This is a genomic window from Rhodopseudomonas sp., from assembly GCF_013377015.1.
GTDB lineage: Bacteria > Pseudomonadota > Alphaproteobacteria > Rhizobiales > Xanthobacteraceae > JARJEH01.
On the sequence record NZ_JACABA010000001.1, the window covers coordinates 499,936 to 522,979 of the forward strand.

At 64.5% G+C, this 23,044-nt stretch carries 22 protein-coding genes and 1 pseudogene; 7 read left to right on the forward strand and 16 right to left on the reverse strand.

Features of this window, described 5'->3' with window-relative positions; genetic code table 11:
• Window positions 1-293 precede the first annotated feature (293 nt).
• Window positions 294-3,020, forward strand: a complete 2,727-nt coding sequence (locus HXX15_RS02400; RefSeq protein ID WP_296512253.1) for an ATP-binding protein — start codon at window positions 294-296, stop codon at window positions 3,018-3,020.
• Here HXX15_RS02400 and HXX15_RS02405 read toward each other — a convergent pair.
• Genes HXX15_RS02405 through HXX15_RS02415 form a run of 3 tightly spaced genes read right to left on the reverse strand, consistent with a single transcriptional unit; the run spans window position 2,966 to window position 7,501 of the window.
• The gene (locus HXX15_RS02405) at window positions 2,966-6,187 is read right to left on the reverse strand and encodes an efflux RND transporter permease subunit (protein WP_296512255.1); all 3,222 of its coding nucleotides are present in this window, start codon (window positions 6,185-6,187) and stop codon (window positions 2,966-2,968) included. The two genes, HXX15_RS02400 and HXX15_RS02405, sit on opposite strands and share 55 nt — an antisense overlap.
• Window positions 6,184-7,173, reverse strand: coding sequence for an efflux RND transporter periplasmic adaptor subunit (locus HXX15_RS02410; RefSeq protein ID WP_296512257.1), 990 nt, complete (start codon window positions 7,171-7,173; stop codon window positions 6,184-6,186). Before HXX15_RS02410 ends, HXX15_RS02405 begins: the two co-directional genes overlap by 4 nt.
• Window positions 7,174-7,180: 7 nt before the next feature.
• Window positions 7,181-7,501, reverse strand: a complete 321-nt coding sequence (locus tag HXX15_RS02415) for a metalloregulator ArsR/SmtB family transcription factor (RefSeq protein ID WP_296514778.1) — start codon at window positions 7,499-7,501, stop codon at window positions 7,181-7,183.
• Window positions 7,502-7,611: 110 nt separating this feature from the next.
• On the opposite strand from HXX15_RS02415, the gene HXX15_RS02420 reads away from it, so the two are divergent.
• Window positions 7,612-7,815 (forward strand): DUF2892 domain-containing protein, encoded by a 204-nt coding sequence (locus HXX15_RS02420; RefSeq protein ID WP_296512260.1) that lies wholly within the window; start codon window positions 7,612-7,614, stop codon window positions 7,813-7,815.
• A 154-nt stretch (window positions 7,816-7,969) separates the two neighbouring features.
• On the opposite strand, the gene HXX15_RS02425 is transcribed toward HXX15_RS02420, so the two are convergent.
• The 6 genes from HXX15_RS02425 to HXX15_RS02450 form a co-directional block, all read right to left on the reverse strand.
• A complete protein-coding gene (locus HXX15_RS02425; RefSeq protein WP_296512262.1) occupies window positions 7,970-8,347 on the reverse strand; it encodes a rhodanese-like domain-containing protein in 378 nt (125 codons plus the stop codon).
• A 72-nt stretch (window positions 8,348-8,419) separates the two neighbouring features.
• Window positions 8,420-8,809 (reverse strand): NifB/NifX family molybdenum-iron cluster-binding protein, encoded by a 390-nt coding sequence (locus tag HXX15_RS02430; RefSeq protein ID WP_296512264.1) that lies wholly within the window; start codon window positions 8,807-8,809, stop codon window positions 8,420-8,422.
• A gap of 97 nt (window positions 8,810-8,906) precedes the next feature.
• Window positions 8,907-9,437, reverse strand: a complete 531-nt coding sequence (gene petA, locus HXX15_RS02435) for a ubiquinol-cytochrome c reductase iron-sulfur subunit (protein ID WP_296512266.1) — start codon at window positions 9,435-9,437, stop codon at window positions 8,907-8,909.
• Window positions 9,438-9,524: 87 nt separating this feature from the next.
• Entirely contained in the window at window positions 9,525-10,127 is a 603-nt protein-coding gene (locus HXX15_RS02440) for a PadR family transcriptional regulator (RefSeq protein WP_296512268.1), read from the reverse strand.
• Between the two features lie 109 nt (window positions 10,128-10,236).
• The gene (locus tag HXX15_RS02445; protein WP_296512270.1) at window positions 10,237-10,509 is read right to left on the reverse strand and encodes a hypothetical protein; all 273 of its coding nucleotides are present in this window, start codon (window positions 10,507-10,509) and stop codon (window positions 10,237-10,239) included.
• Between the two features lie 41 nt (window positions 10,510-10,550).
• Window positions 10,551-11,003 (reverse strand): hypothetical protein, encoded by a 453-nt coding sequence (locus HXX15_RS02450; protein ID WP_296512272.1) that lies wholly within the window; start codon window positions 11,001-11,003, stop codon window positions 10,551-10,553.
• Between the two features lie 142 nt (window positions 11,004-11,145).
• Between HXX15_RS02450 and HXX15_RS02455 the strand changes: the two genes are divergently transcribed.
• The 5 genes from HXX15_RS02455 to HXX15_RS02475 all read left to right on the forward strand — a co-directional run bounded on the left by HXX15_RS02455 (window position 11,146) and on the right by HXX15_RS02475 (window position 15,642).
• Entirely contained in the window at window positions 11,146-11,514 is a 369-nt protein-coding gene (locus HXX15_RS02455; RefSeq protein WP_296512273.1) for a hypothetical protein, read from the forward strand.
• A gap of 32 nt (window positions 11,515-11,546) precedes the next feature.
• Window positions 11,547-12,212, forward strand: a complete 666-nt coding sequence (locus tag HXX15_RS02460; RefSeq protein WP_296512276.1) for a response regulator transcription factor — start codon at window positions 11,547-11,549, stop codon at window positions 12,210-12,212.
• Window positions 12,209-13,543, forward strand: coding sequence for a HAMP domain-containing sensor histidine kinase (locus HXX15_RS02465; RefSeq protein WP_296512278.1), 1,335 nt, complete (start codon window positions 12,209-12,211; stop codon window positions 13,541-13,543). The genes HXX15_RS02460 and HXX15_RS02465 overlap by 4 nt, the downstream gene beginning before the upstream one ends.
• A gap of 122 nt (window positions 13,544-13,665) precedes the next feature.
• Entirely contained in the window at window positions 13,666-14,736 is a 1,071-nt protein-coding gene (locus HXX15_RS02470) for a YeiH family protein (protein WP_296512280.1), read from the forward strand.
• A gap of 9 nt (window positions 14,737-14,745) precedes the next feature.
• Window positions 14,746-15,642: a LysR family transcriptional regulator gene (locus tag HXX15_RS02475; RefSeq protein ID WP_296512282.1), complete on the forward strand. Its 897-nt coding sequence runs from the start codon at window positions 14,746-14,748 to the stop codon at window positions 15,640-15,642.
• A gap of 34 nt (window positions 15,643-15,676) precedes the next feature.
• On the opposite strand, the gene HXX15_RS02480 is transcribed toward HXX15_RS02475, so the two are convergent.
• The 7 genes and pseudogenes from HXX15_RS02480 to HXX15_RS02510 form a co-directional block, all read right to left on the reverse strand.
• A complete protein-coding gene (locus HXX15_RS02480; RefSeq protein WP_296512284.1) occupies window positions 15,677-16,867 on the reverse strand; it encodes an acetate/propionate family kinase in 1,191 nt (396 codons plus the stop codon).
• Window positions 16,864-18,258: a bifunctional enoyl-CoA hydratase/phosphate acetyltransferase gene (locus HXX15_RS02485; RefSeq protein ID WP_296512286.1), complete on the reverse strand. Its 1,395-nt coding sequence runs from the start codon at window positions 18,256-18,258 to the stop codon at window positions 16,864-16,866. Before HXX15_RS02485 ends, HXX15_RS02480 begins: the two co-directional genes overlap by 4 nt.
• Window positions 18,259-18,530: 272 nt before the next feature.
• A pseudogene (locus tag HXX15_RS02490) lies at window positions 18,531-19,400 on the reverse strand (ADP-polyphosphate phosphotransferase).
• Window positions 19,397-20,299 (reverse strand): F0F1 ATP synthase subunit gamma, encoded by a 903-nt coding sequence (locus tag HXX15_RS02495; protein WP_296512288.1) that lies wholly within the window; start codon window positions 20,297-20,299, stop codon window positions 19,397-19,399. The pseudogene HXX15_RS02490 and the gene HXX15_RS02495 overlap by 4 nt, the downstream one beginning before the upstream one ends.
• Window positions 20,296-21,879 carry an alternate F1F0 ATPase, F1 subunit alpha gene (locus HXX15_RS02500; RefSeq protein ID WP_296512290.1) on the reverse strand — a complete coding sequence of 528 codons (1,584 nt, stop codon included), beginning with the start codon at window positions 21,877-21,879 and terminating at the stop codon, window positions 20,296-20,298. Before HXX15_RS02500 ends, HXX15_RS02495 begins: the two co-directional genes overlap by 4 nt.
• Complete coding sequence (locus HXX15_RS02505; RefSeq protein ID WP_296512291.1) at window positions 21,876-22,763, reverse strand: F0F1 ATP synthase subunit delta; 888 nt, start codon at window positions 22,761-22,763, stop codon at window positions 21,876-21,878. The genes HXX15_RS02500 and HXX15_RS02505 overlap by 4 nt, the downstream gene beginning before the upstream one ends.
• A 3-nt stretch (window positions 22,764-22,766) precedes the next feature.
• Window positions 22,767-23,039, reverse strand: coding sequence for a F0F1 ATP synthase subunit C (locus tag HXX15_RS02510; protein WP_296512293.1), 273 nt, complete (start codon window positions 23,037-23,039; stop codon window positions 22,767-22,769).
• Window positions 23,040-23,044 lie beyond the last annotated feature (5 nt).

Sequence of the window (23,044 nt, forward strand, 5' to 3'; positions counted from 1 at the left end):
TAGTTAATTTCAATGTGAGTACAACTACGAGTTGGTCGCTGATATCAACGATTCCTGTCGTGAAGCCGAATCCGATTTCGCTGCGCGTCGCACCACCGACGAATTCCAACCGCATACCAATTACGTAACTAGCTCTTCTCAGATCGAGATCTCCGCCATGAGCGTTCGGACTCCTAGTAGTCGTACGAGCGAGACAATGACACTGCGTCGCGCCGATCATCGTCGCCTTAAGTGGATGGAAACCTGAAAAACTAACGGAATGTTCGGCCGCACGGCGCATTAAGGCACATCCGATGCTTCAACCTTGGAAAGTGCCGCAATTGCAGGAAAGGTTCGGAGAGCGCTCGGTCGATGCCCCCAGCGACTCGATCAAGACCGCGCCAACGGTGACGCGGCGAGGCAAGGTCCACTGGATCATTCTCAGCGGCGTGCTGGTGATCGCGGGGCTGGCGACAGCGACCGCATTCATGGTCAACGATTTTCGCGAGCGCGCGCTGCTGAACTGCGAGCTCGAGCTGGAAAACACGGTCTTGTTGCTGTCACGTCATTTCGATCAGCAATTCGAAGACTTTGTCGACACCCAAAATCTTCTTGTCTCGCGATTGAATATTGCCGGCATCGCTTCCCCGGCGGAATTCAAGAGGCACTTTTCCGGCCCGCAAATCCAGCAATTGCTCGAGGCCGAAGTTCCCGAGTCGGTTCAGATCAACGCCATATCGATATTCGATGCCGGCGGGACGATAATCAACACATCGCAGCCGGGTCCGCTACCCGCGATCAACGTCGCGGATCGCAAATGGTTCAAGGCGCTCAGATCGGGCACCACGCCGGCAATGACTCTCACCGAGTCGGTGATCAGTCTATCGAACGGAAAGCCGACCACTATTCTTTCCCGCAAACTCGAAAATTCCGCAGGGGAGTTTCTCGGCGTCATGACGAGGCGGGTCGACTCGACCAAGTTCGAGAAGTTCTTTGAAAGCCTCGCGCTCGGACCGAGCGCTGCCATCACCATGGCTCACGGCACTGGCGAGTTGATCGCACGTTTTCCGCGCGCAACCGATTTGGTGGCTGGTCAGAACCTGGGAAAGCCGTTCCAGAATTTTGTCGCTCACTCTAACCAGAGGGCGGCGCGGGTCATAAGCCCCATCGACGGCCTTGATCGGCTGGCTTTGTCACGACAGTTGCGCCGTTTCCCGATCGTGATCGTCGCATCCACGACGACCGTCGCGGCGCTGGCCGAGTGGCGTCAACAAACAAGACTTCTGATCGCCGTCGCCTGTCTGCTGACCTTGGTAATCGTCGCTATCTTTCTGCTGGTCGAACGGCGACTGTCCCGTGAACGCAATTCTTCCGAGCAACGACTGGCGCTGGGCAAGTTGCGGCTCGACACCGCGCTGACCAATATGTCCCAGGGGCTCTGCCTGTACGACGCCGACATGAGGCTGGTGATCTCGAACCCGCGTTACCGGGAGATGTATGGTCTCGCAGAGGGACAAGTCCAGATCGGAATGTCGTTTAGTCAGATCCTGCAGCAGCATCGCGCCGTCGGTAACACCTTCAATTTCCCGGTCGATGGGACTGAAAATCCGCGCGTTGCGCGGCAGGACTTGAACTGCTGGCTGGCCGACGGCGGTGTTATTTCCATCCGCCGAATGCCGACGCCCGATGGCGGCTGGGTCTCGACGCACGAGGATATCAGCGAGCGCGAGCGCGCCGCGAGGATTCTGGCCGAGCGACTTGACGAGTTGATTCAGGCGCGTAACCGGCTCGAGGCACAGAAGCGGGAATTGATCGCAACCACCGAGGCACTCAGCGCCGCCAAGGACGCCGCCGAGGCGGCGAGCCGGGCGAAATCGGACTTTCTGGCGATGATGAGCCACGAGATTCGCACGCCGATGGCCGGCATGATGGGAATGATCGAACTGCTCTGCGGCACCTCGCTCGACACCGAGCAGCAGGACCTCGCCTCGGTGGCGCAGGAATCCGCCCGCAACCTGCTCGCCGTCGTCAACAACATCCTGGACTTTTCCAAGCTCGAGGCCGGCCAGCTCAATCCGGAATCGATTGATTTCAGCGTTCGACAATCGATCAACGGCATCGCCATGCTGCTCGGTCCGAAGGCGCGCGATCAGGGCCTGAGCCTGGAGACTTCGCTGAGCGACGACATGCCGGTGTGGCTGCGCGGCGATCCCGGTCGGCTGGGTCAGATTCTACTCAATCTGGTCGGCAATGCCATCAAGTTCACCGAGCAGGGCTCGGTACGCATCGTCGCGTCGCACCGGGTCTTGCAAGATGGATCGATCGAGCTCCGCATCGAGGTGATCGACAGCGGCGCCGGCATTTCCCGCGAAGTCCAGGCGTCGTTGTTCAGCCCGTTCACCCAGGCCGACAGTTCGATATCACGTCAATATGGCGGCACCGGTCTCGGTCTGGCGATCTGCAAGCAGCTTTGCCTGACCATGGGCGGCTCCATCGGCGTCGAGAGCGAGCCCGGCCGCGGCAGCAAATTCTGGTTCACGCTGCAATGCCAGCTCGGTGAGATGCCGCGGGTGAGCGCGCCGCCGCTGCAGCCGACGATCGATCCCCGCGCCGGTTCGCTCGACATCCTGGTCGCCGAGGACGACGCGATCATCCGAAAGCTGATTTCCAAGCTGCTGTCGCGACGCGGATATCAGCCGGACCTGGTGTGCAACGGCAAGGAGGCCGTCGCAGCGGTGCAGCGGAAATCCTACGATCTGGTGCTGATGGACATGCAAATGCCGGTAATGGACGGCATTTCCGCGGCGACCGCGATCCGCGCGCTGAGCGGGCCGGAACGCGACGTGCCGATCATCGCCCTGACTGCAAATGCGCTGGTCGGTCAACGGGAAATCTGCCTTGCCGCCGGCATGGACGACTTCCTCACCAAGCCGATCCAGCCGGACGCCCTATACGCGGCGATCCTTCACCGCGGCCGCGGCGCGGACTACTCCGGCGTCTCGGCGGATGGCGCTACCGGCTTGTCGCGCAGCGCGATATAGATCGCCGGAATCACCAGAACGGTGAGCAGCGTCGACGACGCGAGGCCGAACAGCAGCGAAATCGCCAGACCCTGGAAGATCGGATCGAGCAGGATCGTGGCCGCGCCGATCATCGCCGCGAGCGCGGTCAGCATGATCGGCTTGAACCGCACCGCACCGGCTTCGAGCACGACTTCGCGCAGCGTCTTGCCCTCCCCGCTGCTGTGCCGAATGAAATCCACCAATAGAATCGAGTTGCGCACGATGATGCCGGCCAGCGCGATGAAGCCGATCATCGAGGTCGCGGTGAACGCCGCGCCGAGCAGCCAGTGACCGATCAGGATGCCGATCAGCGTCAGCGGGATCGGGGTCAGGATCACCAAAGGCAGCCGGAAACTACGGAACTGCGCCACCACCAGCACGTAGATGCCGAGGATCGCCGCGCCGAATGCGGCGCCCATGTCGCGGAAGGTAACGTAGGTGATCTCCCATTCGCCGTCCCACAGCAGCGTGGGATGCGATTCGTCGTTCGGCTGGCCGTGCATGCTGACCACCGGCTTCGGCAGTTGGCCCCAATCATGCGCGTCGATCCGCTTGGCGACTTCCAGCATGCCGTAGAGCGGCGCCTCGAAACGGCCAGCGAGTTCGGCCATCACCATGTCGGCGTAACGGCCGTCGCGGCGGAAGATCATCGGCGAGCCCAGTTCATTGGTCGCCTTCACCAATTGCCCGAGCTCGACCACGGTCTTGCTGCCGGGCAGCGTGTTGGCCGGCACCGGCGTCGAAGCCAGCGCTTCGGTCCAGGCCAAGTCGCGCTTCGGCAGCCGTACCGCGATCTCGATCGGATTGCGGTCTTCGCCGCGATGCGAATAGCCGACCGGGACTCCGCCGAACAGCGTCTGGATGGTGTCGTAGACGTCGCGCTGCTCGACACCGAAGAATTCGAGCCGGTCCTGATCGATCGACAGCCGCAGCCGCGGCCGCTTCTCGCCGATCGAATCGTCGATGTCGACGATGAACGGCACCTCGGCGAAGACCTTCTTCATTTCCGCGGTGACGGCGCGGCGGGTCGCGGCGTCAGGCCCGTAAATTTCGGCCAGCAAGGTTCCCAGCACCGGCGGTCCGGGCGGCACTTCCACCACCTTGACGCTGGTGCCGGCCGGCACCGCGACGGCCTTCAGGCGCTGGCGCAGGTCGAGCGCGATATCGTGGCTGGCGCGCTTGCGATCGGCGCGCGAGGCGAGGTTCAATTGCAGTTCACCGAGCTCGGGCCGCTCGCGCAGATAGTAGTGCCGCACCAGGCCGTTGAAGTTGAACGGCGCCGGCGTGCCGGCATAGGACTGCACCGAAGTGATTTCCGGCAGGCCGCGGGCGATATCGGCGGCGGCGAACAGCGTCCGCTCGGTGTCTTCGAGGCTGGCGCCTTCCGGCAGGTCGACCACCACCGCGATTTCGGATTTGTTGTCGAACGGCAGCAGTTTCACGGTGACCGACTTGGTATAGAACAGCGCCATCGACGCCAGGGTGGCGATGCCGACGCCGATCAGGAAGATCCAGGCCGAACGCCGGCTGCGCACCACCGGCGCGGCAAAGCGCCGGTACAGCCGGCCGAGTCGTCCTTCGTCGTGCGCTGCGTGACCGACGCTAACGCCTTCTTTCGGTGCCAGTTTCAACATCAGCCATGGCGCCACCACCATCGCGACGAAGAACGAGAACAGCATTGCCGCCGAGGCATTGGCGGGAATCGGCGCCATATAGGGGCCCATCAGCCCGGACACGAACAGCATCGGCAGCAACGCCGCGACAACCGTCAGCGTGGCGATCACCGTCGGGTTGCCGACCTCGGCGACCGCCTCGATCGTCGCCTGCAGTCGCGGCCGGCCGTCGCGCATCGCCCAATGCCGAGCGATGTTCTCGACCACCACGATGGCGTCATCGACCAGGATGCCGATCGAGAAGATCAGCGCGAACAGGCTGACGCGGTTGATCGTGTAGCCCATCAGATTCGCGGCGAACATCGTCAGCAGGATCGTGGTCGGAATCACCACCAGCGTGACCAGCGCCTCGCGCCAGCCGATCGCGATCGCGATCAGCACCACGATCGAGATCGTCGCGATGCCGAGATGCAGCAGCAGTTCGTTGGCCTTCTCGTTGGCGGTCTCGCCATAGTCGCGGGTCACCGTGACCTCGACGTCGTCGGGGATCAGGCGGGACTTCAGCCCCTCCAGCCGGTCAGCGATATTCTTCGAAACCACCACCGCGTTGGCGCCGGCGCGCTTGGCCAGCGCCAGACTGACCGCGGGAACGCGGTGCCAATTGCCCTTGTCGTCATGGGCGTCGTTCCAAACCCGATGTTCGGCGGCGCTGGGTCCGATCACCACCGCCGCCACATCCTTGACGTAAACCGGACGGCCATCCCTTGTCGTGATCAGCAACAGGCCAATGTCCGGAATGCCCGACAATGTCTGACCCGCAACCACGCTGCGGACGGTGCCCGCTTCGCGCACTTCGCCGGCGAGGAACGAGCGATTGGCATCCTTCACCTTACCGACGAGTTGCTGCAGCGTGACGCCGAACAGCGACAGCTTTTCCGGATCGGGCTCGACCCTGATCTGCTGGGCGCCGCCGCCGGAGATATAGGTCAGGCCGATGCTGTCGACCTTCATTAGTTCGGAGCGCAGCTTGTCGGCGAGTTCGTACAGGTCCTTGTCTGACCAGCGCTCCGCCGCGCCGGGCTTCGGCGACAGCGTCAGCACGGTGACGGCGACATCGTTGATGCCGCGCCCGACGATCAGCGGCTCCGGAATGCCGACCGGAATCCGGTCGAGATTGGCGCGGATTTTTTCGTGGACGCGCAGGATGGCGTCCTCGGATTTGGTGCCGACCAGAAACCGCGCGGTGACCATGACGCGGTCGTCCTCGGTCTGGCTATAGACGTGCTCGACGCCGTCGATGCCCTTGACGATGGCCTCGAGCGGCTTGGAAACCAGTTCGACCGCATCGGGCGCGCGCAGGCCATCCGCGTTGATGCGGATGTCGACCATCGGCACGCTGATCTGCGGCTCCTCCTCGCGCGGAATCGCGGCGAGTGCGATCAGGCCGACGATCAGCGAGGCGAGTAGGAACAGCGGCGTCAGCGGCGAATTGATCGTGGCCTTGGTCAGTCGGCCCGACAGTCCGAGATTCACGGTTGCACCAGGTTGTCGCCAACACGAATGCCGGACAGGATTTCAAGGCCATCGGGCAGATCGGGGCTGGGGAGTTCGCGGCCGCGCTGCACCGGGACGGCGACGACGCGGTCCGGCTGCTTGAGCGTGACATAGTCAATGCCGAAGCGCGTGCTGACATAGCGCGACGGGATCACGAAGGCGTTCCGCTCGCCGCCGGAGATCCACACCCGCAGCCGGTCGCCCACGAAATATTCGCCGAGACCCGGGACGGTGGCGTCGGCGATCACGCGGCCATCTTCGATCTGCGGATAGACGAGATCGATCACGCCGGATTTCGCGGTGCGCCCGGGCAATTCCGCGCCATCGACACGAAGCTTGTCGCCGGCTTTGAGGAATCGAGCGTGGCGCTCCGGCACCCGCAGTCGCAGCTTGAAATCCTGCTGCGCGATGGTCGCTACCGCGTCGCCGGCCAGCACCACGGAGCCGACCGCGACCTGCTTCCTCAGCACCCGGCCGTCCGCCGGCGCCAGCACCTGACCCTCGGTGCTTTGCTGCTGCACCACCGCGCGTTCCGCGGTGCGCGCCCGCAAACCATTTTCCGCGACGTTGAGCGCGGTGCGAGCCTCGTCGAGTTTGACCCGGGGCAAGGTGCCGCGCTCGACCAATCCTTCGACGCGGGTGAAATCGATCTGGGCCTGGCTCGATTGCGCCTGCAAGGCGGCGATCTGCGCGTCGAGCGCCTTAATCTGCAACCCCAGCTTCTCGTCGCCGATCGTGGCAATCACCTGGCCGCGCTTGACACTGTCGCCCTCGCGGACGCCGAGTGCCACGATGGTGCCGCCGATCCGGCCGCGCGCGGGCACCACGCTGATGCTTTCGACGGTGGCGAACACCGCCTTCTCGTCGGCGACCTGCCGGGACGCCACCGTAAACGTTTCCGCCCTGGCCACCGATTGACCTAACGCGACCGTGGCCAAGAGGCCGACCGTGATCAAAACGCGCATTTGCACCTTACGCCTTCGCAGGCTGTTTTCGAATTTTTTTGCCGGTCACCGGCGGACAATACACGCGGTACAGCGTGGTCAGCACGCAGCGCGCCGGCTCGCTGGAGATCGAATAATAGATCGTCTGCCCGTCGCGCCGCGCCGTCACCAGCGCGTCTTTGCGCAGCAGCGCGAGATGCTGCGACACCGCCGAATCGCGCAATCCAAGCTGCTCCGCGAGGTGGCCGACCGACCGCTCGCCGTCGATCAACTGGCACAGAATCAGCAGCCGATGCCGGTTCGACAGCGCCTTGAGCAGGTCGCTGGCCTGATCGGCCGCCGCTTCCATCATGTCGACATCTAATTTCATAGTTGCATATATACAGATATTCGTATATATGTCAAGCGCAATTCAGCCGTCCGGGCCATGCGCCGGACCTATCAAAAGGAAGACACACGATGAATCTCGATCAAGCTGTTCTGGGCTTCGCCGGAACCGTGGTGCTGCTCGGACTGGGGTTGGGCTGGTTCGTCAGCCCGTATTGGCTGCTGCTGACGGCGTTCGCCGGGCTGAACATGATCCAGGCCTCGATCACCGGCTTCTGCCCCGCCGCAATGGTGTTCAAGAAACTCGGCCTCAGCAACGGCTGCGCATTTTCCTGAGCGCCTGACGCGGCGGGCATTCAACGACTGTCAGCTAAGTTCGTCATTGCGAGGAGCGCAGCGACGAAGCAATCCAGCGCTGCGCCAGACGCCCTGGATTGCTTCGCTCTCGGGCGGCGCGATGCGCCGCCCTCGGCTCGCAATGACGTTGGAGTCAGACTTTCTCGATCTCGCCGCCGGCGTCGAGCCAGCCCTTGAAGGCGCCGAGATTGCGCACGTCGGTGTAGCCCATGTCCTTCAGGGTCTTGCCGACCAGCGCCGAGCGACCGCCGGACGCGCAATAGGCGATCACGATCTTGGCGCGATCGAATGCGGCGTCGTGCAGCGCCGACGCCGGATCGGCGCGAAATTCCACCAGACCTCTGGGGACCGACAGCGCGCCCTGAACCTTCCCCGCGGCCGCAAGCTCGGCCGGTTCGCGGACGTCAAGAAACAGCACGTTGGGCTGGCCGAGCAACACCTTGGCCTCGTCCGGGCTGATCCGCGGCACAACGGCATCGGCTTCCGCCACCATCATCTGCACTGTCTTCATCGCAAGCTCTCCAAGTCACCGACAAACGAACGAGGCCACCTGCATACTAGCGCTTGCGGCCGATGGCCACCGTCAATTTGCGCCGCAGCTACAATTGCAGCCGCCGTCTTCGTCATGATCGTCATGGTCGTCGGAAGCCGGCGCTACCAATGTCCCCGCCAGATAATTCGCCACGGCAGTCATCGGATCGGTTTCCGATGTGACAACGGCTTTGATGCCGCGCGCCGCCATCCGGCTGACGAAGCCGGCTCCAGCGCTGCCCGCGATCACCACCTGTACGGCGTCCAGAGGATGTGCGCCCTCGCCGCGGAATTCGTGAATCGATTGCTCCTTCGGCAGATCGAGCCGTTCGACTTCATGCGGCGGCCGGCCCGGCTCGGCGTCGAACACCATGAAGCGACGGGTCATTCCGGCATGGCCCGTGATGGTACGAAAGTTCTGGCTGGCGATGGCGATCAGCATGTTCACTCCAAGCGAAATCGGGCGCCGCTGCCGCGCGTTTGGCGGTTGTTGGCATCGTGACGAGGCGGGTATTAGGACTTGGTATCAAACCTTGCTATCAAGCTTTGCCGATCCGAATCTTGTCGTCCGAGACAAATTCGTAAGGCACCAGCGGCAGATTGCGTGGCGCCGGCCCGAGCCGGATGCGGCCCGACGAATCGTATTGCGAGCCGTGGCACTGGCAGAACCAGCCGTCGAAATTGCCCTGATGCTCGGTCGGAATGCAGCCGAGATGGGTGCAGATCGCCGACACCACCAGCCATTGCTCGCGGCCGGGCTGAACCCGCGCCGAATCCGGCTCAGGATCGCGCATCGATTTCCAGTCGGCGCTCTGCGCCGATTCGATTTCCTTTGGGGTGCGATGGCTGATGAAGATCGGCTGGCCGCGCCAGAACACCTTGATCACCTGTCCCACCGCCATCGGTGCGAGATCCACATCGAGCGGAAAGCCGGCCGCAACCGTGGAGGCGTCGGGATTGAACTGCGAGATCATCGGCCAGGTCACGGCCGCGGCGCCGACCGCGGCGACCGCCCCGGTGGCAATAAACAGAAAGTCGCGACGGTTTGGTTCGACTGGAATGGCAGTCATGTCTTCCTCCTGTTAGCGAATGACCGCGACGCGGCGCGCGTGGCCATTGGGTCGAATGAGGTGAATCGATGGCGCATGATCGGCGGCTCACGCCTTGCGAAGCTCGCCGGCGGCGCGCGCGAGGATCGCGACCAGCTCGGCTTCGGCATCTGGGTTGGCGGCAAGCCGCTTGCCGGCGACGTCGCGCAGATTGATCAGCGCGGCGTGCAGCAACGGCGGCAGTTCGGAATTCGCATCGTTGGCGCGGTCGGTAACGTCGCTTTCGGGCTGGCGCATCATCGATGCGCGCGCGCCAAATGCGGCGAGCCGATCCAGCACCGCGTCGGCGATGGCACGGTTGTCGGCCAGATGGGCGCTACCCTCCGGCGTGATGACGTAAAGCTTCTTGGCGCCCTCCGGCTGCGAGGTCAGGAAACCGACTTCCTCGAGAAAGGTCAGCGTCGGATAGACCACGCCGGGGCTCGGCGCATACCATCCGGCGGTCTTCTCCTCCAGCACCTTGATGATGTCGTAGCCGTGGCGCGGCTGTTCCCCGATCAATGCCAGCGCAATGAGTTTCAGGTCACCCTGCGCCAGCATCCGGCCGACCCGCATCTCGCCGCCCGCCATGCCGCGACCTCCACGCCAACCAAGGCCGCGCCCGCGACCGCCGCAGAAGCCGTTGGAACCGCAATTTTGCTGATCTGCCACCGAGTACCTTTCGAAAGATATGACTTAAGATATAGCATGAGATGCCGGCGTAAAGATATATCTTAGTTCAATACGCAGGCCTCTCATGGCGGCGAGATGCGGTAGCCGGTTAGCGATAGAACCGCCCCATGCCGCGGCCGCCGCCAGTGCCGTCGAGCGCTGCCCGGCACGATGCCGACAGCGATGATCGATGGTTGGCCAAGCAATTGCGCACGCCGCGGTTGCCATGCCGGATGCCGGCGCAGTGGACGTCGATGTCGCGGACGCACAGCCGGCCGACCGGGCCGCTGCCATTGCCGCGGAACTGCGCCGCAGCCGGATCGACCGCCGCGAACGACAGCGCAGCAAACGTGGCGGAAGCGATAAGTAGAGTCTTGGTCATCTGCGTTCTCCTTCTTCTCAGCTACAGGTGAGTAGTTCGGGTCACTGGAACGAGGCGCCGCGCCGACGGCCCCAGCCGGTGTTGTCGAGCGCAAGACGGCAGCCCTCGCTCAGTTTGCTGCGGGACGTTTCGAGGCATTGCCGGACCAGTCCAGTGCCGTGCTCGATCCCCGCGCAGTGTTCGGCGATCTCGGTCATGCACAGCCGCGCCACCGGCCCCATGCCGGGTCCCATGTCGGGGCCGGTGCCCTCGACCGCGGCCAGGCAGGTTTCGCCGAGGTCCTTCTGACGACCATTGAGGCAGACCCAAGCGGCCGGACCGCGCGGGGTCGCGGCGCAGAAAGTGTCGATTTCCTTGGCACACAGTGCCGAGATGACGCCCATCTGGCCGGCGCCTCCACCCCCGCCGAACCCTGGTCCTTGCGCGAATGCGGGCGAAATGAACGAGGCGACGAGAGCGCCGAGTGCGAGAATGGCATATCGTTTGCGGATCATCTGAAGTCTCCCACGATCGAATATCGTGAGAACCCTAATCCCGCTGCTCTGTCGCGATGCTGAAAGCCGTCTTCAGCTTCGCGTAAGCTAGCCAAGCGCAAGAATTGCCGCCCACCACATTTCGGAAGACGCAGGATTGAGCATGAACGTGATCAGAAAATCGCTCGCGGCTGTGTCGCTGATGCTGATCCCGATATCGGCGACGGCCCAGACCGACGCCGTGCCTCGCGCCCAGCCCTGCGCGCTGCACAGCGACACCCCGGTCGAGACCACCGCGGCGATGGAGCAACTATTGGCCAGGATCAAGGCGAGCTACCCGAAAGCCAGTATTCTCAAAATCGATCGCACGTCGCAGGACCTCGAAGGCTGGATATTGACCTACAAGGTCAAGATATTTCCGCCGGACGGCCGGATCGTGTGGCTGAAGTTCGACGCGAGAACGCTTGAACCGCTGGAGGGCTCAAGCGCCGACTCGCGCGGCAATCCCGAATGCAAGACCGGTCACTCGTAAGCAAGCGAGCGGCATCGGCGCTGGAGCGCACCGTGCGAATTCTCCTGATCGAGGACGACACCAGGCTGGCGCGACAGATCGCGGATGCCCTTGGCAACGCCGGCTACACGGTCGATCGCAGCACCGATGGCGAGGACGGCTGGTTCCGCGGCGACAGCGAGGATTACGATGCGGTCATTCTCGACCTCGGCCTGCCGGCGATGGACGGGCTGTCGGTGCTACGACGCTGGCGCAACGCCAAGCGCGCGATGCCGGTGCTGATTCTGACGGCGCGGGCATCGTGGCGCGAGAAAGTCACGGGATTGCGCGAAGGCGCGGACGACTACCTCGCCAAGCCGTTCGAGATCGAGGAATTGCGGGCGCGGATCGAGGCGTTGATCCGCCGCGCCTGCCGCCATGCCGCGGCGGAAATCAGCTCCGCGGGCCTTTGCCTCGATCCGTCGTCGCAGCGCATCAGCCGGAGCGGCGCGCCGCTCGATCTCACCGCTCTGGAGTATCGCGCGCTGGCCTATCTGATGATGCATCAGGGCAAGGTCGTTTCCAAAACCGAGCTCACCGAACACATCTACGGCCAGGACGACGATCGCGATTCCAATGTGATCGAGGTGCTGATCAACCGGCTGCGCAAGAAGATCGGCGCCGAACTGATCCGCACCCGCCGCGGCCAGGGCTACGCGATCGGCGAGCAACCGCCATGACCCGCGCGCCTGCGCTCCGGCTGCGTCTGGTCACCGCGTCATTGGCGTGGATCGTAGTGTCGCTCGCCATCACCGGCGTGTTGCTGGTATGGCTGTTCCGCTCCCATATCGAACAGCGCTTCGACCGCACGCTGTACGATCATCTCGAAGAACTGGCGGCGGCGGCCGAGATCGGCGCGGGCGGCGCGCCGACGCTGTCGTGGGAGCCCGCCGACCCGCGCTTCAAGCCGGCGCTGTCCGGTTGGTATTGGGAAATCCACGCCGACGGCCTGATGTTGCGGGCATCGCCATCGCTGAATGGCGCCACGCTCGGCGTCCAGGGCCCGGGAGCCGGGCAGCCTCGCTCCTATCAATATGCCAAAGGCCCCGCGGGAGAGGATTTGCGGCTGATCGTGCAGGACATCGTGTTGCCGGAACGGCCAGGAGCGCTGACCATCGTGGTGGCCGGGCCATGCACCGACATCCATACCGACGTCCGCAGTTTCGCCGGCAATCTGGCGATGTCGCTCGGCGTGCTCGCTCTCACGCTGGGGATGCTGGTGCTGCTACAAGTCGGCTATGGCCTGCGTCCGCTTTGCAATATGCAATCGGCGCTGAACGCCGTCCGGCTCGGATCGCGCGACCAGCTCGCGGAGAGCGACAGCCCCGCCGAGGTGCTGCCGCTGATCGAGGAGGTCAATGCGCTGCTGCGGCAGCGGCAAGCGATGATCGAACGCGCCCGCGCCGAAGCCGGCGACCTCGCCCATGCGCTGAAGACGCCGATCGCGGCGATCAGCAACGAGGCGGGCCGGATCGACGACGAGGCCGGCGCCATCATCCAGGCCGAAATCGGCCGGATGCGGCAGGCGGTCGAGCATCATCTGGTGCGCGCCCGCGCCGCCGCCGGCTTCCGCTCGCCGCATGCGCGCGCGGCGCTCGACGACGTGCTCGCCGACGTGCAGTTCAGCCTACAGCGACTTTACCCGGAGCAGGCTGTCGTGGTCGAGACTCCAGCGGGCGCATCGTTTGCCGGTCAAGCCGACGATCTCGGTGAGATGATCGGCAACCTCGCTGACAACGCCGGAAAATGGGCGCGCGGGCGGATCACGATCGCCGCCGCCGTGGTCGGCGAACGCCTCGCCGTTACCGTCGACGACGACGGTCCTGGCCTCGATGCGGCTGGCCAGATCGCGGCAGTCGAGCGCGGCGGCCGGCTCGATACCGAAAAACCCGGGCACGGGCTCGGCCTCTCGATCGTCGCGCATCTGGCCGAACTCTATGGCGGCCGCCTGACGCTGTCGTCCTCGCCGCTCGGCGGCTTGCACGCCGAACTGGACCTGCCGGCCGGCTGAGCCTGTTCAGGCGGGAATCGAAAATCAATCGATTGAAACGAACGATTTAACGCATATTATGCGTTGGATCGATTGATCGCGAATGGTGATGGTCGACCGGGACCCACAATGGAGACTCGGTCATGCATACGCTGGCTCGGAAGGAAGATCCCTCGCCCGCCCTTGTCGCCCCACATCCAGCAGCGCCCTCGCTGGCGGTTGCACTCGAGAGCGGGATCTGGCCGGGCCTGGTGCTAACGGCCATCGTGGCCGCCGCCGCTTACGCGGTGCGGCAATTGCCGGGTGGCACAATCTTCAGTCCGATGATCCTGGCGATCGTGATCGGCATCGCGTTTCAGAACATCGTCGGCACGCCGCACAAGGCCAGGGCCGGCGTCACCTTCGCGCTGCGCCGACTGCTCCGCCTCGCGATCGTGCTGCTTGGCCTGCAACTGACGACGGCGCAGGTCGCGGGCGTCGGCGGCACCGGCGTAGCGGTGATCGCGCTGTCGTTGGTCGCGACCTTTCTGTTCACCACCTGGCTCGGCCGCCTGCTCGGCGTCGACCGCAAACTCACCGAGTTGATCGCCGCCGGCACATCGATCTGCGGCGCCTCGGCGGTGATCGCCGCCAACACGGTGACCGAGGCGCATGACGAGGACGTCGCCTATGCGGTCGCCTGCGTCACCGTGTTCGGCTCAATCGCGATGTTCGTCTATCCGCTGCTACCAGGCCTGCTGGCTTTGAGCCCGCATGGCTATGGATTGTGGGCGGGCGCATCGATCCACGAAATCGCCCAGGTGGTTGCGGCCGGATTCCAGGACGGCCGCGACGCAGGAGAATTCGCCACCATCGCCAAATTGTCCCGGGTGATGCTGCTGGCGCCGGTGGTGATCACGCTCGGGCTGCTGGCGGCGCGGCGGCTGCGCCGTCACGGCCATGCCACCCGCGCGGCGAAGCCGCCGATGCCGTGGTTCGTGCTCGGCTTTGTGGCGATGGTCGGCCTCAACAGCCTTGTCAGCATTCCCCAGGAGATCAAGACCGGGATCGCCACCGCGACCACGCTACTGCTGGCGATGGCGCTGGCGGCGATGGGACTCGAAACCAAGATCGACAAGCTCCGCGCCAAGGGGCTGCGGCCATTGCTGCTCGGCCTCGCTGCCTCGCTGTTCATCGCCGGCTTCAGCCTGATGCTGGTCAAGATCACCACATGATGGAGCCACATGACGCTTGAACAACTGCGTATCTTCGTCGCGGTCGCGAGCCGTGAACACGTCACCCAGGGCGCGCGCGACCTCAATCTGACGCAATCGGCAACCAGTGCGGCGATCGCCGCGCTGGAAGCGCGCTATGCGACCAAATTGTTCGACCGGATCGGCCGGCGGATCGTCTTGACCGAGGCCGGACGCACCTTTCTCATCGAGGCACGGGCGGTGCTGGCGCGCGCAGCCGCGGCCGAGACGGTGCTGGCGGATCTCGCCGGCCTGAATAGCGGCTCGCTGACCCTGGCCGCGAGCCAGACCGTCGCCAACTACTGGCTGCCGCCAGCGATCGCTCGCTATCAGGCACGGCATCCGGCAATCTCGATCAAGCTGGTGATCGGCAATACCGAAGCGGTCGCGGCGCTGGTCCAGGAGGGCATCGCCGATATCGGCTACGTCGAGGGCGAGATCGATGAACCGGCAATGTCGATCGCAGCCGTCGCCGATGACGACCTCGTGCTGGTGGTCGGCCCCGGCCATCCCTGGGCGACACACGCGCCGCTGCCGTCGCGCGATTTCGCAACGGCGCGCTGGATCCTGCGCGAACGCGGCTCGGGAACGCGATCGATGTTCGAAGCAGCGTTGCCGGCGCTCGGCGTCGATCCGCGCCAATTGAACGTCGCGCTGGAGCTTCCATCCAACGAGGCGGTGCGCTCGGCGGTCGAAGCCGGCGCCGGCGCAACGGTGGTCTCGAAACTGGTCGCGGTCGGTTCGATCAAGGCCGGAACGCTGGTTGCGGTCGACGTCGCGATGCCGAAGCGGCAATTCTTCGCGCTGCGTCACAAGCAGCGTTATGTCACTCAGGCCGCACAGGCATTCATACGGTTGGCTGCTAACCGCGACGACGATCAGCCGTGATTGCCGGCTCCGCGCGGCAACGCCGATCCGATCGTCAGCTGGCGCCATCGGTCAGCTGCCAGGCATGCAGCGCGATCATCAAATCTTCATTGGTCGGAATCACCCAGACCGAGGTCTTACTATTCGCGATCGTGATCCGCGCGGCACCGGCGGTGTTCGCCGCGGCATCGATGGTCACGCCGAGCCATCCGGCTTGAGCGCAGACAAGCCGGCGAACCTCAGCGGCGTGTTCGCCGATCCCACCGGTGAACACCAGCGCATCCAGCCCGCCGAGCGCCGCGGCGAGCGAGCCCAGCTCGCGGCCGATGCGATAGACGAACAATTCGATCGCCTCGGCGGCGTGCGGGTCGGCGCTCGACAGCAACGTGCGCATGTCGTCGCTGATGCCGGAGACACCCAGCATGCCCGACGAATGATACAGCATGTCGCTCACCGTCTGCGCGGTCATGCCGAGTTGCTGGATCAAATACAGTACCGCGCCGGGATCGAGGTTACCGCAACGGCTTCCCATCGGCAGACCGTCGAGTGCGGTGAAACCCATGGTGGTCGCCACGCTGGTGCGCCGGTGCATCGCGCAGAGACTGGCGCCGCCGCCGAGATGCGCGACGACGACTCGTCCCTCAGCGGCGACCGGGCCGAGGATGCCGGGCAGTACGCTGGCAACGTACTCGTAGGACAGGCCGTGAAAGCCATAGCGCCGGACGCCCCGCTCGGTGATGCTGCGCGGCAGCGCGAAGGCCGCGGCCACCTCCGGCTGAGTGTGGTGGAAGGCGGTGTCGAAGCATGCGACCTGCGGCAGCGCCGGGTGCAGCTTCGCCAGCGCCTCGATGGCGGCGAGGTTATGCGGCTGATGCAACGGCGCCAGCGGAATCAGCTCGCATAGCCGTTGCATCACCGCGGCGTCGACGCGCACCGGCGCGGTGAAAATCAACCCGCCATGCACCACGCGATGTCCCGCAGCGGTCAGGGCCTGATCCGGAAAGCTGCGCTCGATCCAGCCGATCAGCGCCGCGATCGCATCCTCGTGGCTGGTGGTCTCGGCCAGATGGTCGTCCGCCAGCGCGGCCCCCGCGCGATCGGTCGCGGTGAAATGCACGCGGTGTCCGATGCCGTCGAACGCGCCTTCGCAGATCAAGTGCTGCGGGGTCGGCCGCATATGCGCCTCGAACAGCGCGAACTTGATGCTGGAGGAGCCGGCGTTCAGCACCACGATGACGTCGCTCATGGCATCGTTCCCGCCTTGTGGCGCGCCAACAGCAGCGCGATCGCACAGGAGCCGAGCCGAGCCAGCGTCTTGTCGGCGCGGCTGGTCAGGATGATCGGCACCCGCGCGCCGAGCACGATCCCGGCGATCTCCGCCGCCGCGAGATATTCCAGCTGCTTCGCCAGCATGTTGCCGGCCTCCAGATCCGGCACCACGAAAATGTCGGCGCGGCCGGCGACCGGCGAGACGATGCCCTTGGTTTTCGCCGCCTCCGCCGAGACCGCATTGTCGAAGGCCAGCGGTCCGTCGAGAATGCCGCCGGTGATCTGGCCGCGATCGGCCATCTTGCACAGCGCTGCGGCGTCGAGCGTGGAGCGGATGGTTTCGGTGACGATCTCGACCGCCGAGAGAATCGCCACCCGCGGCTGCGGAATCCCGAGCGCATGTGCGAGCTCGATCGCGTTCTGGATGATGTCGCGCTTGTCGGTCAGTGTCGGATAGATGTTGATCGCGGCGTCGGTGACCAGTAGCGCCCGCGGATAGGCCGGCGCATCGATCGCATAGACGTGGCTGATGCGTCTGGCGGTGCGCAGGCCGAGATCGTGATCGGTCACCGCGTGCATCAGTTCTTCTGTGTGCAGCGCGCCCTTCATCAGCGCCTCGACCTTGCCGGCGCGCGCCATTGCCACCGCGACGGCCGCGGCGGCGGCGCTGTGATCGGCGGCGACGATCTCATACGGCGCCAGATCAAGCGCGGCCAGGGCGGCAGCGGCAAGGATCTTGAGCTTCGGACCAACCAGCACCGGCAGGATCAATCCGGCGCGGGCGGCCTCGATCGCGCCAAGCAGCGACGGCGCGTCGACCGGATGCACCACCGCCGTGCGGATCGGCTCGAGCCCCTTGGTCATCTCGATCAGGCGCTCGTAGCGCCTCCCCTTGCGGTGCAGATCGATCTCTGGGAGCAGGATGCGCGGGCGCGAGATCTTCTCGGTCGGCGCCACCACCTCGGCGGTGCCGACGATCACCTCCTCGCCACTTTGGTTGGTGGCGCGGCAGTCGAGCACGACCTTGTGTTTCTCGCTGGATTTCTCCGCCACCCGTACCGTCACGGTGATGGTATCGCCGACGCTTACCGGCTTCACGAACCGCAACGATTGATCGAGATAGATCGTTCCAGGACCGGGCAATTGCGTGCCGAGCAGCGTCGAGATCAGCGCACCGCCCCACATGCCATGCGCCACCACATGATGAAAATGATCGCTCTTGGCAAACGTCGCGTCGACATGCATGGGGTTGACGTCTCCCGACATGATCGCGAACGACTCGATGTCGTGGTAGCTGAGCGTCCGAACCAGGCTCGCGGTGTCTCCCACCCGAATCTCGTCGAATGTACGATTTTCGATTTGTTCCATCGGCTGCCCCGGTTTGGCTGAGAACTCAACCGACAATGTGATAACCCGCGTCGATGCAGCCGAAAGCGATACTGTGTTCGTTGGCGATACCGACGATCAATCCCTTCTTGCCTCTAAGCGACATCGTCTCTTCCTGGTCCAATGACATCAGCCGTCACCGATGCGACGACCGGGACGTAACCGCCCGCCGCACCGCGACGGCGCTCCAGCCGTTCGTATAGCATCGTTGTGCGCTCGGATTCGTGACCGAACTGCCGCGCCCCGCGCACTGCTCACTTCACCAACTGCCTGCGGAATTTCATCAACTCCCTGTGGCGCGCGGCGGTGGTCTTCGGATAGCTCATCTCGAGCCCCTCGAGCGCGTCGACAATGACCTGAGACACGATCAGACGGGCGCTTTCCTTGTCGTCTGCCGGCACCACAAACCACGGCGCGTGCTCGGTGCTGGTCGCGCTCAGGCACTGCTCATAGGCCTTCATGTAGTCCTTCCAATATTTGCGCTCCTAGATGTCGGCCTCGCTGAATTTCCAGTTCTTGTCGACGTCGTCGATCCGCGCCAGGAACCGTTTGCGCTGTTCGTCTTTCGACAGATGCAGGAAGAACTTGATGATCCGCGTGCCATTAGCGTGGAGGTGCTTCTCCAGATCGACGATCGAGCGATAGCGCCCCTGCCAGATCTTCTTGTCGTGGTGCGGGGTCTCCGGAATCGATTCGCTGCGCAGAATGTCCGGATGGACGCGGACGATCAGCACTTCCTCGTAATAGGATCGGTTGAAGATGCCGATCCGGCCGCGTTCCGGCAGATCGCGCGTGGTACGCCAGAGGAAGTCGTGCTCCAGCTCGGCCGCGCTGGGATGCTTGAAGCTGGACACCTGGCAGCCCTGCGGATTGATGCCCGACATCACATGCTGGATCGCGCCATCCTTTCCCGCCGCGTCCATTGCCTGGAAGATCAGCAACACGGCATGACGGTCGGAGGCGTAGAGCAGCTTCTGCTGCTTACTGAGCTGCGCGACGTGCTCCGCAAGCAGCGTCTCGTAATGCTCCTTCGATTGGTAGAAGGATTTCACCCTGGTCGGCCATTTGTGCAGCTTGACCTGATCGCCCTCGCCGACGCGAAAGTCCTTGGTGTCGATCTTCATTTCGATTCCTTTCGATGCTGTCGCGAGCCACCCAGCGCCTCGAAGCCGGAAATCACGTCGAACAATTCCTCGTCAATGCCGCTCTGGCGCAACTGGTGGAAAGCGCCGTCGAGATGCTGCAGCAGATCGCTAATGTTCTTGTCGGCGCGCTGCATCGCTGCCAGCCGGCTGGCGTTTTCGCTGGCCAGGGACTCGGCGCAGGCCCGGAACAGCGAGATGAACAGATATTCCCCGATCAGCGCCTTCAGGGTGGCGGCGCCGCCCATCACCTCGGGCAGGTTGCCGGTCGGCCAGCGCAGCTTCGCCAGTCCGCGTTGCCATTGCGCATCGAGCGGCAGCAGGCGCTGGCCGACCGGTTGGTACAACGAACCGGACAGCGGCTGGTTGTGGAACACCCAAAGGCTGCCACGCTCACCTTGCGGCAGCAGCTTATCGGTCTCGATACGAAGCTGCGCCACCAGCGGGGTGATGCCCTGCACCGAGTTCGGCACGGTGAGTAATCCGGCCAGCGGCAGCCCGGCATCCGCCAGCCGCGCGTGAACGCGTTCGCCGACCGCCCAGACCTGAAGCGTGCCCGGCAGTGCCGCGAGTGCCTCGATCGCATAATCCGCAACGACATCGTTGAACTGCCCGACCAGTCCCTGGTCGGACCCGAACACGATGGCGCCGACCGCACGCGCCTGCCGCGGCGCCTGCGGTTCCTCGGGCGCCGGCTCTGCTTCGCGGAAACATACGCTGAGTCCAAGTTCGACGGTCCGATAATAGTCGATCAGCGCGCGCACCGACTTCTCGTATTGCCCGATGCTCGATGCCGCCAGCGCCTTCATGGTACGGACCACGGATTGCAGGTCCCCGGCGCTGCTGATCTTTCGGCGAAGTCCGTCGACGGTGTCACTCATGGCCGATCTTTGGCCTCCACCTTGATCGCCTTGGTGGCGTCCGGGTTGGGGTTGGGCTCGAACGGCGCGAGTGCCTGGCGGGCGATCTCGGTGATAGTCTTCCGATCCGCGTCGCTCAATTGGTCGGCGCTCTCGAACCGGGCACAGACCTCGGCCGGAATGCCGGCCGCCGCCGTCTGCACGGCATTCTCCGCGTCGATCATGCGGTCGAGCGCGACGCCGTCGAACAACCCCGCCGTCAGCGCCAGCAGAACGGCGATCTGCGCGGCCACCGCCACCGGCGAGAACTCCGGCTGTTTCAGGCAGGCGCGGATCCGCCGTCCATGCTCGATGGTGTTGCGAGTGTCTTCATCGAGCCGTGCGCCGAACCGCGCGAAGGTCTCCAACTCCTCGAATTGCGCATAGGCCAATTTGAGGTCACCCGCCACCGCGCGATAGGCCGCCCGTTGCGCCTTGCCGCCGACCCGCGACACCGATTTGCCGACATCGACGGCGGGCAGCACGCCCAGTTCGAACAAAGACGGCGACAGATAGATCTGCCCGTCGGTGATCGAAATCAGGTTGGTCGGAATGTAGGCCGAGATATTCTGTGCTTCGGTCTCGATGATCGGCAGCGCCGTCAGCGAGCCGCCGCCAAGCTCCTGGCGCAAATGTGTCGCGCGCTCCAGCAGCCGGGCGTGAATGTAGAAAATGTCGCCGGGGAACGCCTCGCGGCCCGGCGGCCGGCGCAGCAGCAGCGACAGCTCGCGATAGGCGCGGGCGTGATGGGTAAGATCGTCATAGACGACCAGCACGTCGCGGCCCTGCTCCATGAAATATTCGGCGATCGAGGTCGCGGCGTAAGGCGCGATGAAGGCGAGCCCCGGCGGATCGTTGCCCTCGGTCACCACCAGCACGGTGTAGTCCATCGCGCCCTGTTGCCGCAGCGTCGCCACCGCCTTGGCGACCGCAGCGGCGCGCTGGCCGATCGCGCAATACACGCACACCACGTCCTTGCCGCGCTGGTTCAGGATGGTGTCGATCGCGATCGCGGTCTTGCCGGTCTGCCGATCGCCGAGGATCAATTCTCGCTGGCCGCGACCGACCGGAATCAAGGCATCGACGACTTTCAACCCGGTCTGCAGCGGCACCGTCACCGGGGCGCGATTCATGATATGCGGTGCCGGGCGTTCAATCGGCCGGCGTTCGGTCGCCGCGACCGCTCCATTGCCGTCGAGCGGCCGGCCGAGCGGATCGATCACCCGCCCGAGCAGGGCTTCGCCGACGCTGACGTCCATCACCCGGCCGGTGCGCCTGACCTCGTCGCCGGCGTTGAGGTGCCAGTAGTCGCCGAGCAGCACCACGCCGATTTCGTCTTCATCGACATTAAACGCGATGCCGAGCACGCCGCCAGGAAACGCCACCAGTTCCTCGAAGCCTACGCCGGGAAGCCCGGACACCTTGGCGATGCCGGTGGCGATGCTGATCACCGTGCCGACCTCGCGCGGCGTCAATTGCGGCGTCAGCGCCTCACGCGCCTGACCGATTTCGGCGAAGGCGCGGTCGAACACGCTCTGCAGGCTGTCGGGCTCGATGGTCATTGCGACTTCGATTCGAGCTGGGGCTCTTTGGGTCTTGAAGTGGCCTTGGCCGTCGCCTTTGGCGCCACCTCGCCGCCGGGCTCAGCAGCGGTGGTCGACTCCGGCTCGACTTTCGATTCTGGCTTGGCCTTCGCTTTCAGCAGCTCACCAACTCGCGTTTCGAGCGACTCCAGATAATCCGCAATGCTCCAGGCCAACTTCTGGCCATTTGTCGTCAGCTCGATTCCGCTGACCAGGTCCGGCGCGGTCTCGAAGGTTACTTTGACGTCGGCCGAAAAGGTCTGGTTGAGTGCCTGCTGGATCGTCGCGCGTTGCTCAGCGGGCAAGTCGAACACGCTGCGGATCAGCGCCGGCTCGGGCGATGCCGCGAGCCCCTGGGCCAGTCCCTGCTTCACCTTGGCGTCGATCGCGCCGAGCTTTTGCGCGAACACCTCGACCATGCGCTGTTCCAGACTGGCTCCGGCCAGATCGCTCAGCGCCTTCCGCGCGATGGCGAAGACTTCCTGCTGGGTGCGACGAAGGATCGCCTGATTGAGCTGCTCGGCGTCGTTGCGCAGCGTCTCCTGTCGCTTCAGGCTCAACGCGTTGGCGGCGCTGCGCGCCTCCTCGAGCAGCCGTTGACGCTCGGTATTCGCCTCGTCGGTCGCCCTGCCGATCAGCGCCGCGCGCTGCCGGTCGAACTCTTCGTTCCTGTGCTGGAATTCGTCGCGCTCCCGTTGCGCTTCGGCCTTCTTCGCGTCGGCATCCGCGAGCTCGACTGCGATCCGCCGCTCGCGCGCGTCGACGGCATCGAGGATCGGCTTGTAGAGATATCGCTTCAGCAACCACACCAGGATGATGAAGTTGACCGCCTGCGCACCGACAGTGAACCAATCGATGAGCATGAACTACTTCCCGGCGGCCTGGACGATGACGTGGTTCCAGAACGGATTAGCAAAGATCAGAATCATCGAAACCACGAAACAGTAGATCGCGATCGATTCGATCATCGCCAGTCCGACGAACAGGGTGCGGGTAATGGTCGTCGCTGCATCGGGCTGCTGCGCCAGCGAACTCAGCGCGGTCGCGACCGCTCGCCCCTCGCCGAGCGCGGGTCCGATGCTCCCCAGCGCAATGGTCAGGCCGGCGGTGACGATCGAGGCGATGGCAATCACCGTCATGCTAT